This window comes from Nitrobacter sp., assembly GCF_047149785.1.
Classification (GTDB): Bacteria; Pseudomonadota; Alphaproteobacteria; order Rhizobiales; family Xanthobacteraceae; genus Nitrobacter.
Window position 1 is genome coordinate 1,286,793 of the sequence record NZ_BAAGBE010000001.1, and the last position, 12,885, is coordinate 1,299,677.

11 protein-coding genes and 1 pseudogene are annotated in these 12,885 nt (G+C 64.8%); 10 read left to right on the forward strand and 2 right to left on the reverse strand.

The features are described from left to right. Positions 1–10 precede the first annotated feature (10 nt). From ACMDCM_RS05935 to ACMDCM_RS05950, 4 genes are all read left to right on the forward strand, one after another. Positions 11–1,402, forward strand: a complete 1,392-nt coding sequence (locus ACMDCM_RS05935) for a pyruvate dehydrogenase complex dihydrolipoamide acetyltransferase (protein WP_412772702.1) — start codon at positions 11–13, stop codon at positions 1,400–1,402. A 69-nt stretch (positions 1,403–1,471) separates the two neighbouring features. Continuing rightward, a complete protein-coding gene (lpdA, locus tag ACMDCM_RS05940; RefSeq protein ID WP_412772703.1) occupies positions 1,472–2,893 on the forward strand; it encodes a dihydrolipoyl dehydrogenase in 1,422 nt (473 codons plus the stop codon). Positions 2,894–3,207: 314 nt separating this feature from the next. Continuing rightward, on the forward strand, positions 3,208–3,531 hold the full coding sequence (locus tag ACMDCM_RS05945) for a hypothetical protein (protein ID WP_412772704.1): 324 nt from the start codon (positions 3,208–3,210) through the stop codon (positions 3,529–3,531). Further along, positions 3,518–4,339, forward strand: a complete 822-nt coding sequence (locus tag ACMDCM_RS05950; protein WP_412772705.1) for a tetratricopeptide repeat protein — start codon at positions 3,518–3,520, stop codon at positions 4,337–4,339. Before ACMDCM_RS05945 ends, ACMDCM_RS05950 begins: the two co-directional genes overlap by 14 nt. Before the next feature lie 192 nt (positions 4,340–4,531). Here the strand turns inward: ACMDCM_RS05950 and xth are convergent, their stop codons facing one another. Then, positions 4,532–5,323, reverse strand: a complete 792-nt coding sequence (gene xth, locus ACMDCM_RS05955) for an exodeoxyribonuclease III (protein ID WP_412772706.1) — start codon at positions 5,321–5,323, stop codon at positions 4,532–4,534. Between the two features lie 66 nt (positions 5,324–5,389). Continuing rightward, on the reverse strand, positions 5,390–5,722 hold the full coding sequence (erpA, locus tag ACMDCM_RS05960; protein WP_412772707.1) for an iron-sulfur cluster insertion protein ErpA: 333 nt from the start codon (positions 5,720–5,722) through the stop codon (positions 5,390–5,392). A gap of 111 nt (positions 5,723–5,833) precedes the next feature. On the opposite strand from erpA, the gene ACMDCM_RS05965 reads away from it, so the two are divergent. From ACMDCM_RS05965 to ACMDCM_RS05990, 6 genes and pseudogenes are all read left to right on the forward strand, one after another. Further along, positions 5,834–7,048: a deoxyguanosinetriphosphate triphosphohydrolase gene (locus ACMDCM_RS05965; protein WP_412772708.1), complete on the forward strand. Its 1,215-nt coding sequence runs from the start codon at positions 5,834–5,836 to the stop codon at positions 7,046–7,048. A 37-nt stretch (positions 7,049–7,085) separates the two neighbouring features. Next, the gene (argS, locus tag ACMDCM_RS05970) at positions 7,086–8,879 is read left to right on the forward strand and encodes an arginine--tRNA ligase (protein ID WP_412772709.1); all 1,794 of its coding nucleotides are present in this window, start codon (positions 7,086–7,088) and stop codon (positions 8,877–8,879) included. 103 nt (positions 8,880–8,982) lie between these two features. Further along, complete coding sequence (locus ACMDCM_RS05975) at positions 8,983–10,428, forward strand: SPOR domain-containing protein (RefSeq protein ID WP_412772710.1); 1,446 nt, start codon at positions 8,983–8,985, stop codon at positions 10,426–10,428. A 46-nt stretch (positions 10,429–10,474) separates the two neighbouring features. Next, on the forward strand, positions 10,475–11,494 hold the full coding sequence (gene nagZ, locus ACMDCM_RS05980) for a beta-N-acetylhexosaminidase (RefSeq protein WP_412772711.1): 1,020 nt from the start codon (positions 10,475–10,477) through the stop codon (positions 11,492–11,494). Next, positions 11,491–11,892 (forward strand): annotated as a pseudogene (locus tag ACMDCM_RS05985) (segregation and condensation protein A); the annotation flags it as partial. The gene nagZ and the pseudogene ACMDCM_RS05985, both read left to right, overlap by 4 nt. Next, positions 11,867–12,853, forward strand: coding sequence for an SPOR domain-containing protein (locus ACMDCM_RS05990; protein ID WP_412772712.1), 987 nt, complete (start codon positions 11,867–11,869; stop codon positions 12,851–12,853). The pseudogene ACMDCM_RS05985 and the gene ACMDCM_RS05990, both read left to right, overlap by 26 nt. Positions 12,854–12,885 lie beyond the last annotated feature (32 nt).

Genomic DNA, 12,885 nt, shown 5'->3' on the forward strand with positions numbered 1-12,885 from the left:
GACTGACATCATGCCGATCAACATTCTGATGCCCGCGCTGTCGCCGACGATGGAGAAGGGCAACCTCGCCAAGTGGCTCAAGAAGGAGGGCGACAAGGTCAGGTCCGGCGACGTCATCGCCGAAATCGAAACCGACAAGGCGACCATGGAGGTCGAGGCGGTGGACGAGGGCACCATCGCGAAGATTCTGGTGCCGGAAGGCACGCAAGACGTGCCGGTCAACAATGTGATCGCGGTGCTCGCCGGCGACGGCGAGGACGTGAAGGCGGCGGCGAGCGGCGGCGGGACATCGCCACCAAAGGCCGAAGCGAAAAACACCTCCTCACCACAAAGGGGAGGGGAAGCAGGCAGTGCTGTTGCGCATGCGCCTACTCCCATACTGCAACCAACACAATCGGCACCCTCACCTCTCCCCGCTGGGGAGAGATCGACACCGAAGGCGTCGGGTGAGGGGGCAACGCAGGCCAACGGCCACGCCCGCATCTTCTCGTCTCCGCTGGCGCGGCGGCTGGCGAAGGAAGCCGGCATCGAACTGGTGCGCATCGAGGGCAGCGGCCCGCATGGCCGCATCGTCGCGCGCGACGTGGAGCAGGCGAAATCCGGCAAGGGGCTGAAGGCACCGGCGGCTGCGCCCGCAGGCTCGTCCACCATTGCTCCCGCGATGTCCGACAAGCAGATCCTGTCGCTGTTCGAGGACGGCTCCTACGAGATCGTGCCGCATGACAACATGCGCCGCACCATCGCGCAGCGCCTGACCGCTTCGATACAGACCATTCCGCACTTCTACCTGACGATGGACTGCGACATCGGCAGGTTGCTTGCCGCGCGCGAGGACATCAACGCGTCCGCGCCGAAGGATAAGGAGAAGAAGCCGCTCTACAAATTGTCGGTCAACGACTTCGTCATCAAGGCGATGGCGATTGCGTTGCAGCGCGTGCCGAATGCCAATGTGAGCTGGACCGAAAGCGGCATGCTCAAGCACAAGCATTCCGACATCGGCGTCGCGGTGGCGATGCCGGGCGGGCTGATTACGCCGATCATTCGCAAAGCCGAAACGAAATCGCTCTCCACCATATCTTCCGAAATGAAAGACTTCGCCGCGCGGGCGCGGGCACGGAAACTCAAGCCCGAGGAATACCAGGGCGGCACCACGGCCGTGTCGAACCTCGGCATGTACGGCATCAAGGATTTCACCGCGGTCATCAATCCGCCGCACGCAACGATCCTCGCGGTTGGCGCCAGCGAGGAACGTGCGGTCGTGCGGGGCGGCAAGATCGAGGCAGCGCACATCATGAGCGTGACGCTGAGTTGCGATCACCGCGCGGTCGACGGCGCGCTCGGCGCGGAGCTGATCGGCGCGTTCAGGACACTGATCGAGAACCCTGTGATGATGGTGGTGTAGGATTTTCCTTCCCTCAACGGAGAGGGAAGGGAAGCCAGACAAGAATTCACTTCGGAATAGCGAATATCAATGCCCGACACCTCCTTCGACGTCATCATCATCGGCTCCGGACCCGGCGGCTACGTCACCGCGATCCGTGCGGCGCAGCTCGGCTTCAAGACCGCGATCGTCGAGAAGCAGCATCTCGGCGGCATCTGCCTGAACTGGGGCTGCATCCCGACCAAGGCGCTGCTGCGCTCGGCGGAAATCTATCATTACATGCAGCACGCCAAGGATTACGGCCTGTCGGCGGAAAAGGTGAGCTACGACCCGAAGGCCGTGGTGCAGCGCTCGCGCGGGGTTTCGAAGCGCCTCAACGAGGGCGTCGGCTTCCTGATGAAGAAGAACAAGGTCACCGTGATCTGGGGCGAGGCGTCGATCGACGCGCCGGGAAAGATCACGGTGAAGGCGGGCAGCGCCGATGCGCCGAAAGGCGTGCTCGGCGCAGGCAGCTATCAGGCCAGACACATCATCGTCGCCACCGGCGCGCGGCCGCGCGCGCTGCCGGGGCTGGAGGGCGACAAGAAGCTGGTCTGGACCTACTTCGAGGCGATGGTCGCGCCGAACATTCCGAAGTCGCTGCTGGTCGTCGGCTCCGGCGCGATCGGCATCGAGTTCGCCTCGTTCTTCCGCACCATGGGAGCGGAGGTCACCGTTGTCGAGGTGCTGCCGCAGATCCTTCCCGTCGAGGATGCCGAGATCGCCGGCCTTGCCCGCAAGCAGTTCGAGAAGCAGGGCATCAGGATCATGACCTCAACCAAGGTCACGAAGCTCGACAAGAAGGCCGACAGCGTCGTCGCCACCATCGACGCGGGCGACGGCAAGCCGGTCACCGCCGAGTTCGAGCGGGTGATTTCGGCGGTCGGCGTGGTCGGCAATATCGAGAACCTTGGTCTTGAGAAACTCGGCGTGAAAACCGACCGCGGCTGCATCGTGATCGACGGCTACGGCAGGACCAGCGTGCCCGGCATCTATGCCATCGGCGACGTCGCGGGACCGCCCATGTTGGCGCACAAGGCCGAGCACGAGGGGGTCGTCTGCATCGAGGCGATCAAGGGGCTGAAGCCGCACCCGATGGACAAGCTGCTGATCCCCGGCTGCACCTATTGCCACCCGCAGATCGCCTCCGTCGGCCTGACCGAGGCGAAGGCCAAGGAAGCGGGCAGGGACATCCGCGTCGGCCGCTTCCCGTTCGCCGGCAACGGCAAGGCCATTGCGCTTGGCGAGGATCAGGGGCTGGTGAAGGTGATCTTCGACAAGACAACCGGCCAGCTTCTGGGCGCTCATATGATCGGCGCGGAAGTCACCGAGCTGATCCAGGGCTATGTGGTGGCGATGAACCTCGAAACCACCGAGCAAGAGCTGATGCACACCATCTTCCCGCATCCGACGCTGTCGGAAATGATGAAGGAAGCCGTGCTCGACGCCTACGGACGCGTGCTCAATATGTGAGGCGGAACGCCCGCATTGAACAGCGACGCGGGCGGCGCGGTACCGGGCTTTCGCGGCAGGGGCGAAGCAAGGCGATCACCGGCGTGAAAGCCGCCGGCACATGGTTGCCGAGCGGTTACTCTTGTTGCCGGGGCGCAACACCATTTGAACATTTAACCCTGCGAACAGGTGGCTCTTGCAGACGCCGCTATTTAGCCACACCACTTCGTGAATTATTCTAATGTCGGCTGAAAAGGCGGTGCTCATGACGGCTGGGGACATCCCTTGCCAAAGCGTCCGGCCAAAAAGAGACCGGCACGGGGAACAGGTTCGCGATGGGCGTCGAGACAGGCATCAACGGCAGGCTGGCGAACCGCCACGCGACGGAAGCGCGGGAGCGCGCGATCCATTGCCTGCGCCATGCCGCAGGATCGACCGGGCGGCAGGTCCGTCGGCCCTTCGGTCTCGCCGGCATCGCCGCGGTCGTCGGGACACTTGACGTAAATTTGACCGACACCGGACCCGCCGAACGAAAGACCAATTGGCAGCGTCGCGCGACCAATCATACATTTGTTGTGCTCAGTAAATACGCCCAGCGGATCGGGCCGTCAGCCCATTCGGACGTGGCGTACGAGAAATTGCGTCATGTGGACGTCTAGGAGCGGAGTTCTTGTTGTGTTGGCGTGGGGCGCGGTCTGCGCCAGCGTGTCAGCGTACGCTTTTGACGGAACGGTGGCCGGCCAGCAAGATGCCACCGCCGCGGCGCTCCCCGTGGCCGCCGCGCCTCTCGCCGGCGGCGAGACGCTGAAGAAGGCGGTCCCCTCGAGCACCTCGCTGACGGCCCTGCAATATGCCGCCGAGGGCGGGCATCCCATTGCCCAGTGGCGGCTGGGGCGGATGTACGCGAACGGTGACGGCGTCACCCAGGACGATCTGCGCGCCTTCGAGTACTTCAGCCGCGTCGCGAATGCCCATGCCGAGGACAGTCCATCGGCGCCGCAGGCCGCGGTTGTCGCCAATGCGTTCGTCGCGCTCGGGCGCTATTACCTCCAGGGGATCCCCAACTCGAAGGTCAAGCGCGACGCCGAGCGCGCGCGCGAGATGTTCTCCTATGCCGCCTCCTATTTCGGCAACGCCGATGCGCAGTACGATCTGGCCCGGCTTTATCTCAAGGGCGTCGGAGCCCCGCACGACGTCAAGTATGGCGCCCGCTGGCTGGGTCTCGCGGCTCAGAAAGGCCAGCACGAGGCCCAGGCGATGCTGGGCAAGATGTTGTTCTCGGGCGATCAGTTGCCGCGCCAGGCGGCGCGCGGATTGATGTGGCTGACGCTGGCGCGCGATGCCGCCCAGCCGGGCGAGACCTGGATCACCGAGAGCTACAACAAGGCGATCGCGAAGGCCTCGGAGGACGACCGCGCCATGGCGCTGCAGATGCTGGAGCACTGGGTGCAGGGGCGGCGGGACTGAGGACGAGACCCCATTCCTGGGTGCGACACCTTTCCACGACGTCGTCCCTGCGAACGCAGGGACCCTTAAATTCCTGACATCGCAATTGTACCGTGGCGTCCGACACGGCGGTCCGAACGGCCGTGGCTCGGGCCATCAGTGGGTCCCACGTTCGCAGGGACGACCGGGACATCTGGCCCTGGATTTTGATGGTCAGGCGGCGTCCAGATCGAGGTCGATCCATACCGGAACATGATCCGACGCCTTCTCCCACCCACGGACATAGCGATCGATCCCGACCGCGCTGAGCCGGTCGCTGGCTTGAGGCGACAGCAGCAGGTGGTCGATCCGCAAGCCGTTGTTCTTCTGCCAGGCGCCGGCCTGATAATCCCAGAAGGTATATTCCCCGGCGGCGTCGGAGGCCGCGCGCAACGCATCGGTCAGGCCGAGCCCGAGCAGCGTCTGAAAGGCTTGCCGCGTCTGCGGCCGGAACAACGCATCGTCAACCCACGAGGCCGGATTGTAGACGTCGCGCGGCGCGGGGATGACGTTGAAGTCGCCGGCAAGCACGAAGGCTTCCTCGCTTTTCAGCCGCTCGCGTGAATATTCAATAAGCCGCGATATCCAACTGAGCTTATAAGGATACTTCTCGGTATTCGGCGGATTGCCGTTGGGCAGATAAAGGCAGGCGATCCGCACCACGCCGTGCTTGAGCGAGACCACGCCTTCGAGGAATCGCGACTGCACGTCGCCCTCGTCGCCGGCGAGCCGCGGCCGGGTCTCGTCGAACGGGAATTTCGACAGCAGCGCCACGCCGTTGAAGGTCTTCTGGCCGTGCGTCACCACGTTGTAGCCGAGCGCCTCGATGGCCTCGCGCGGAAACTGCTCGTCGACGCATTTGGTTTCCTGAAGGCAGACGACATCCGGCGCGGTTTCCCCAAGCCAGGCGAGAAGGTGATCCAGCCGCTGCCGGATCGAATTGACGTTCCAGGTGGCTATGCGCATGGGGATTTCCGCGTGTCATCGCCGGACTTGGATCCGGCGCGGGTCAGGCCCGCGCATGACAGGGAGCTAGATTGAGAAGCTGGTGCCGCAGCCGCAGGACGCGGTGGCGTTCGGATTGACCACCCTGAACGACGCCCCGATCAGGTCATCGACGAAATCGACTTCGGAACCGCTCAGGAACGGGACCGAGGCGGGATCGACGAGAACCACGGCGGTGTCGCGCGCGATCACCAGGTCGTCGTCGGCCTTGGCGCGCTCGATATCGAACTTGTACTGAAAACCCGAGCAGCCGCCGCCTTCGACGCTGATGCGCATCATGGCGCCTTCGCCTTCGGACTTGAGGATCTCCCCGATCCGGCGCGCCGCGCGTTCGCTGACGGTGATGTTGGCTTCGGTCATCGGGCGACTCCGTGTGCGGTAGCGGGCATTGTCCAATATTTTGCAATGCCCGCAAGCCATAGTTAAGTGCCCCGGGCGTGAGAATCAAACGATCGGAAGGGGCAAATCGCCGTGTCAGTCGGAATGGCAGCTCCCCGCGCGCCCTATGCCAGCGATCCGGACCGCAGCCGCGGCCGCCTGTTCGAAGAGCCGCCGAGCAGGACCCGCAGCGCGTTCCGGCGCGACTGCGACCGGGTGATCCATTCGACCGCGTTCCGGCGGCTGAAACACAAGACCCAGGTGTTCGTCTATCACGAAGGCGACCACTACCGGACCCGTCTCACCCATACCCTCGAGGTGGCCCAGATCGCCCGCGCGCTGGCCCGGCAGCTCGGGCTGGACGAGGACCTGACGGAGGCGCTGGCGCTGGCGCACGATCTCGGCCATCCCCCGTTCGGCCACGCCGGCGAGCGGGCGCTGGACGCCTGCCTCGATGCGTTCGGCGGGTTCGATCACAATGCGCAGACGCTGCGGATTGTGACACTTCTGGAGCACCGCTATCCGGATTTCGACGGCCTCAATCTGACCTGGGAAACGCTGGAAGGGGTGGTCAAGCACAACGGTCCGCTCACCGACCGCGAGGGAAACGCGGTCGGGCGTTATCGGCGGCGCGGCGTCCCTATCGGCATCGCTGATTTCAACCGCCGTTACGATCTGGAACTGTGGAGTTTCGCCTCGCTCGAGGCCCAGGTCGCGGCGATCGCCGACGACATCGCCTACGATGCCCACGACATCGACGACGGCCTGCGGGCCGGGCTGTTCGCCGTGGATGACCTGAAGGCGATGCCGCTGACCGCGGCGATGATCGCGGAGATCGCCCGGCGCCACCCCCGGCTGGACGACGTCCGGCGCGGCGCCGAGCTGGTGCGCGAGCTGATCTCCTATCTGATCATGGCGGTGATCTCGGAAGCGGGCAGGCGACTTGCCGATGCCCGGCCGGGGTCGGTGGACGAGGTGCGCCGCCATGGTCAGGCGCTGGTCGCGTTTCCACCCGGGGCGGCCGAGGCGGAGGCCCTGATCAAGGCGTTCCTCAGACAGCGGATGTATCGTCACCCCCGCGTCATGCATGTGATGGACGAGGCTGAAGCTCTGGTCCAGGATCTGTTCGGCCGTTACCGCGATGACCCGGCGGCGCTTCCCGCCGAATGGTTGCCGGAGGACGGCGACAGCCCCGAGCTTGATGCCGGGAGAGCGCGCCGGATCGGCAATTTCATCGCGGGAATGACGGATCGTTTTGCCATCACCGAGCATCGCAGGCTTTTTGACTCGACCCCGGAATTGCGTTAGGCGGCACGTCGTCCAGCTCCATCAAGTCGCAGATATCATGACCAATTCCAGTCCATCGCAGCACCTTTTCGCAGACGTGCTGGCGCGGGTGCATACGGCATGCGCCGCGCTCGCGGAAGACGGCGCGCTGCCGGCGGGACTGGACCTGTCGCGGATCGTGGTCGAGCCGCCGAGGGATGCCTCGCACGGCGACATGGCGACCAACGCCGCGATGGTGCTGGCGAAGGACGCAAAGGCGAAGCCCCGCGATCTCGCGGACCGGATCGCAACGCGGTTGCGCGCCGACGGCCTGATCGACAAGGCCGAGATTGCCGGTCCCGGCTTCATCAACCTGACGCTGAGGCCGCACGTCTGGTCGGATGCCCTGCGCGCGGTGCTGCGGGATGGCGCGGATTATGGCCGCAGCGCCATTGGCGCGGGCGGGAAGGTCAACGTCGAATACGTCTCCGCCAATCCGACCGGACCCATGCATGTCGGTCATTGCCGCGGCGCGGTGTTCGGCGACGCGCTGGCGAGCCTGCTCTCGTTCGCGGGCTATGAGGTAACGCGCGAATACTACATCAACGACGCTGGCGCGCAGGTCGACGTGCTCGCGCGCTCGGCCTTCCTGCGCTACCGCGAGGCGTTGGGCGAGGACATCGGCGAAATCCCGGAAGGGCTTTATCCCGGCGACTATCTCGAGCCGGTCGGAGAGGCGCTCGCCGCCGGGCACGGCGACAAGCTGCTGAACGCGCCGGAGGCCGAGTGGCTGCCGGTCGCGCGCGCCAAAGCCATCGCCATGATGATGGAGATGATCAAGGGCGATCTCGCCGCGCTCAATATCACGCATGAGGTGTTCTTCTCGGAACGCTCGCTGATCGAGGGCGGCAGCGACCGCGTCGCCGCGACCATCGATTTCCTGCGCGGCAAGGGCGACGTTTACGAGGGACGGTTGCCGCCGCCGAAAGGCGCGCCGGTCGAGGATTACGAGGATCGCGAACAGACCCTGTTTCGCGCCACCGCCTATGGCGACGATGTCGATCGCCCGCTGAAGAAGTCGGATGGCGGCTATACCTATTTCGCGTCCGATATCGCCTATCACAAGACCAAGTTCGACCGCGGCTTTCTCAACATGGTCGATGTCTGGGGCGCCGATCATGGCGGCTACATCAAGCGCGTGCAGGCCGCGATCAAGGCGGTGACGGCAGGCAAGGCCAGCCTCGACGTCAAGATCGTGCAGCTCGTCAAGCTGTTGCGCAATGGCGAGCCGGTGAAAATGTCCAAGCGCTCCGGCGATTTCGTCACGCTGCGTGAAGTGGTGGATGAAGTCGGCTCCGACGCCGTGCGCTTCATGATGCTGTTCCGCAAGAACGACGCGGTGCTGGATTTCGACCTCGCCAGGGTGATCGAGCAGTCGAAGGACAACCCGGTGTTCTACGTCCAGTACGGTCACGCTCGCGGCTTCTCGATCTTCCGCAACGCGCGTGAGGCGTTTCCCGATTTGCCGGAGAGCGACACGGCGCGCAGGGACTTCCTTAGCGATGCTGCCGTCGAGCGCCTGACCGATCCGGCGGAACTCGGCTTGCTGCGGCGGCTCGCACTCTATCCGCGGACGATCGAAGCGGCCTCGATCGCCCATGAACCGCACCGGATCGCGTTCTATCTGTATGATCTCGCGAGCGAATTTCACGCGCTCTGGACGAAAGGGCGCGATTTGCCTCATTTACGCTTCATTATCAATAATGATGCAGAAATAACCAATGCTCGGCTGGCATTGGTTCAGGGCGTTGTTTCTGTTCTGGCATCGGGGCTTGCCGTTCTCGGCGTCCATGCGCCGAACGAGATGCGATAGTGGGGTACAGCCGACACGAGGGGGTTTGGTGACGGCTTGATTGGCTGCTGTTTCGTTTAGAACGAGCGAGTTGGCGCCTTTCCGGAAGGGACGCGACATCACGATGGCTCATCGATACCAGGACAGATCTTTCCGGGACGACGGCGAGTACGGGCGCGACGATTACGGACGCGACGAGCGCCGCGCGAGCGGCCCGGCGGAAACCGATCCGCTCGCGGAACTCGCCCGGTTGATCGGACAGACCGATCCCTTCGCCGACGTCAAACGAAGCGCGCCGCCGCCAGCTCCCGCGGATGATCCGGTCGATCACTTCGAGCATCGCTTCGATCCGGTCGAAGACGATGCCGAACCCTCCGGTCAGCGGCCCGCCGTCATGGATTCAAAGACGGATGGTTCAGCCCGATCCGCCGCAGGACGTCTCCGCCGGCGCCGCTCCGCGGTCTTGCGCCGCGCGGCGGTCTATCCCGACAACGAGCCGCATGTTCAGCATCACGAGCCTGAGTCCTATCATGAGGCCGCCGATCGCTACGACGACGTGCTGTTCGGTCGGCTGCCCGACGGGCGGGACGCGCATGCGTATGAAGACCAGTTTCCTCCCGAGCGTTATCCGGAAGCACCGTTCGATTATCAGGGTTACGGAGAGGTGGAGGACGAACCTGCACCCCGGCGTCGCGGCGGGATGGCGACGGTGGTCGCTGTTTTGGCGCTCGCGGTCATCGGCACCGGGGCGGCCTACGCTTACCGCAACTATGCCGGTACGGCCCGAAGCGGTGCGCCGCCGGTCATCAAGGCCGATGCCGAGCCCAACAAGATTCTTCCGCAAAGGGTCGGCTCGGGCGATGCCGTCGGCAAGTTGATCCAGGACCGGATGTCCACGGAGGACGGCACCGAGCAGATGGTGTCGCGTGAAGAGCAGCCCGTCGACGTCAAGGACGCCACGACCTCTGGTCCACGCGTGGTATTTCCGCCGCTGAACCAGAACACCAATCCGCCGCCGGCGGCGAGCGTGACGCCGAATGTCAGGCCTCCCGCAACGGTTGCGAACGGGACTGTCGCGGGCGATGAACCGCGCAGGGTCAGGACGTTGACGGTGCGCGGCGATCAGTCCGACCTCGCAGCCGCGGCCGTCGCCCGGCCCGAAACTCCGGCAGCGCCTGTCGCGCCGCCCGCTCGACATGCGCCTCCTGCCACCACTGCACCTGCTGGAAACGTGCCGCTGGCGCTGTCGCCGCAGGCCGAACCGCGGATGCAGGTGGCTTCGACCAATCCGGGCCAGCACGCTCCGGCCGTAGCCGGGACCGGCGGCTATCTCGTCCAGATCTCCTCGCAACGGAACGAGGCCGATGCGCAGGCCTCTTTCCGGGCGCTGCAGCACAAATTCCCCTCGGTGCTGGGTTCGCGGAGTGCACTGGTCAAACGCGCCGACCTTGGCGCCAAGGGTGTCTATTACCGCGCCATGGTCGGGCCGTTCGGCTCGTCCGAAGAGGCCTCGCGCTTCTGCGGCAGCCTCAAATCGGCCGGCGGACAGTGCGTCATCCAAAGGAATTAACGGCGGTTTCCTTGACGCTCGCCGTTGACGCAAGCTAATCGGCGCCATGGCTGCGCGCGCATTTATTACCGGTACGTCGGGGCTGACCCTGACGGCGCAGGAGCGCGAGTTCCTGCGCGACGAACGGCCCTGGGGCTACATCCTGTTCAAGAGGAATGTCGACAATCCCCTGCAGGTTGCTCGTCTGGTTCAAGATTTTAGAGAAACTGTCGGCGATGCCGATGCCCCGGTCCTGATCGATCAGGAAGGCGGCCGGGTGCAACGCCTGAGTCCGCCGCACTGGCCGGTCTACCCGCCGGGCGCGGTGTTCGGCGCTCTCTATGATCGCGATCGCGCTTTGGGGCTGAAAGCCGCGCGGCTGAGCGCGCAACTGATCGCGAACGATCTTGCCGACCTTGGCATCACGGTCGATTGCCTGCCGCTCGCGGACGTTCCAGCGCCCGGCGCTGACGCCATCATTGGCGATCGCGCCTACGGTACTGAGCCGGACAAGGTCGTGGCAATCGCGCGCGCCGTCACCGAGGGGCTGGAACTGGGCGGCGTTCTGCCGGTTCTGAAGCACATTCCGGGGCACGGGCGGGCTACCGCCGACACCCATCTGAAGCTTCCGGTCGTGGATGCCTTGAAGAACGATCTGGAAGCCATTGATTTCGCTGCATTCAAGGCGCTTTCCGATCTGCCGATGGCAATGACTGCGCATGTTGTGTTCAGCACAATTGATGCCACCCAACCGGCTACGACTTCTGCGACAATCGTTGAACAGGTGATTCGCGGCGGTATCGGATTCCAGGGTTTGTTGATGAGTGATGACGTGTCCATGAATGCGTTGACGGGATCGATTGCGGATCGGACGCGCGCGATTGTTTCCGCCGGCTGCGACATGGTTCTGCATTGCAACGGCGACCTGGCGGAGATGCGGCAGGTGGCCGCCGAAGCGCCGGAACTGTCCGGTATGGCGCTGCAGCGTGCGCAACGCGCCTTGGCCTCGCGCAAGCCGCCCGAGCCGTTCGACCGCGAGGCGGCGCGGGCGGAACTTGATGCGTTGACCGGAGCGGTAGGCGCATGAGCGCGGAAATTCTGTCGTTTGAAACCGGAAGGCCGGCCGAGCGCATTGGTAACGACGATGCGCTGGCGCTCGTCGTCGATGTCGAGGGTTATGAAGGCCCGCTCGATCTGTTGCTGGCGCTCGCCCGACAACAGAAGGTCGACCTGTCGAAAATCTCCATTCTGGCGCTTGCCGACCAGTACCTCGTTTTCATTGAGGCGGCGCGCAAGATTCGTCTCGAACTGGCTGCCGATTATCTGGTGATGGCGGCATGGCTGGCGTTCCTGAAATCGCGGTTGCTGCTGCCGGAGCCGGCGACCCCGGACGGACCGAGCGCGGGCGAGATGGCCACGGCGCTCGCCAACCGCCTGCCGACGCAAGCTAATCGGCGCCATGGCTGCGCGCGCATTTATTACCGGTACGTCGGGGCTGACCCTGACGGCGCAGGAGCGCGAGTTCCTGCGCGACGAACGGCCCTGGGGCTACATCCTTTTCAAGAGGAATGTCGACAATCCCCTGCAGGTTGCTCGTCTGGTTCAAGATTTTAGAGAAACTGTCGGCGATGCCGATGCCCCGGTCCTGATCGATCAGGAAGGCGGCCGGGTGCAACGCCTGAGTCCGCCGCACTGGCCGGTCTACCCGCCGGGCGCGGTGTTCGGCGCTCTCTATGATCGCGACGGCACAGGCGACGCGGTCGGCAAGCTGATCCGGGATCGGATGTCCACCGAGAACGGCACCGAGCAGATGGTGTCGCGCGAGGAGCAGCCCGTCGATGTCAAGGAAGCCGTGGCGTCGGCCCCGCGCGTCGTGTTTCCTCCCTTGAACCGGAATGCCAGTCCGCCGTCGGCGGCAAGCGTTGCGCCGAATGTCCGGCCTCCCACGACCGTGGCGAATGGACCCGTTGCCGCCGACGATGAACCGCGCAAGGTCAAGACCCTGACTGTCCGCGGCGATCAGGCCGACCTCGCGGCTGCGGCCGTCGTCCCGCCCGCTCAGACTGCGCCTGCGTCGCCCGCCCGGCACGCCGCAGCACCTGCTGCGAATGCGCCGCTGGCGCTGTCACCGCGGGCCGAATCGCGGACCCGGCTGGCTTCGACCAATCCGGGCCAGCAGGCGCCTGTCGCAAGTACCGGTGGTTATGTGGTCCAGGTCTCGTCGCAACGGAACGAGGCGGAAGCGCAGGCCTCGTTCCGGGTGCTGCAGGGCAAGTTCCCGTCGATGCTGGGATCGCGAAGTCCGTTGATCAGACGTGCCGACCTTGGCGCCAAAGGTGTCTACTATCGCACGATGGTCGGGCCGTTCGGCTCGCCCGAGGAGGCTTCGCGCTTCTGCGGCAGCCTCAAATCGGCCGGCGGACAGTGCGTCGTCCAAAGGAATTAACGGCGATTTCCTTGACCCTCGCGGCGGACGCG

Excerpts from the sequence above, each read along its gene's own strand:
- ACMDCM_RS05935 (WP_412772702.1), top strand. The coding sequence starts at position 11 with ATGCCGATCAACATTCTGATGCCCGCGCTGTCGCCGACGATGGAGAAG.
- lpdA (WP_412772703.1), top strand. The coding sequence starts at position 1,472 with ATGCCCGACACCTCCTTCGACGTCATCATCATCGGCTCCGGACCCGGC.
- ACMDCM_RS05945 (WP_412772704.1), top strand. The coding sequence starts at position 3,208 with ATGGGCGTCGAGACAGGCATCAACGGCAGGCTGGCGAACCGCCACGCG.
- ACMDCM_RS05950 (WP_412772705.1), top strand. The coding sequence starts at position 3,518 with ATGTGGACGTCTAGGAGCGGAGTTCTTGTTGTGTTGGCGTGGGGCGCG.
- xth (WP_412772706.1), bottom strand. The coding sequence starts at position 5,323 with ATGCGCATAGCCACCTGGAACGTCAATTCGATCCGGCAGCGGCTGGAT.
- erpA (WP_412772707.1), bottom strand. The coding sequence starts at position 5,722 with ATGACCGAAGCCAACATCACCGTCAGCGAACGCGCGGCGCGCCGGATC.
- argS (WP_412772709.1), top strand. The coding sequence starts at position 7,086 with ATGACCAATTCCAGTCCATCGCAGCACCTTTTCGCAGACGTGCTGGCG.
- ACMDCM_RS05975 (WP_412772710.1), top strand. The coding sequence starts at position 8,983 with ATGGCTCATCGATACCAGGACAGATCTTTCCGGGACGACGGCGAGTAC.
- nagZ (WP_412772711.1), top strand. The coding sequence starts at position 10,475 with ATGGCTGCGCGCGCATTTATTACCGGTACGTCGGGGCTGACCCTGACG.
- ACMDCM_RS05990 (WP_412772712.1), top strand. The coding sequence starts at position 11,867 with ATGGCTGCGCGCGCATTTATTACCGGTACGTCGGGGCTGACCCTGACG.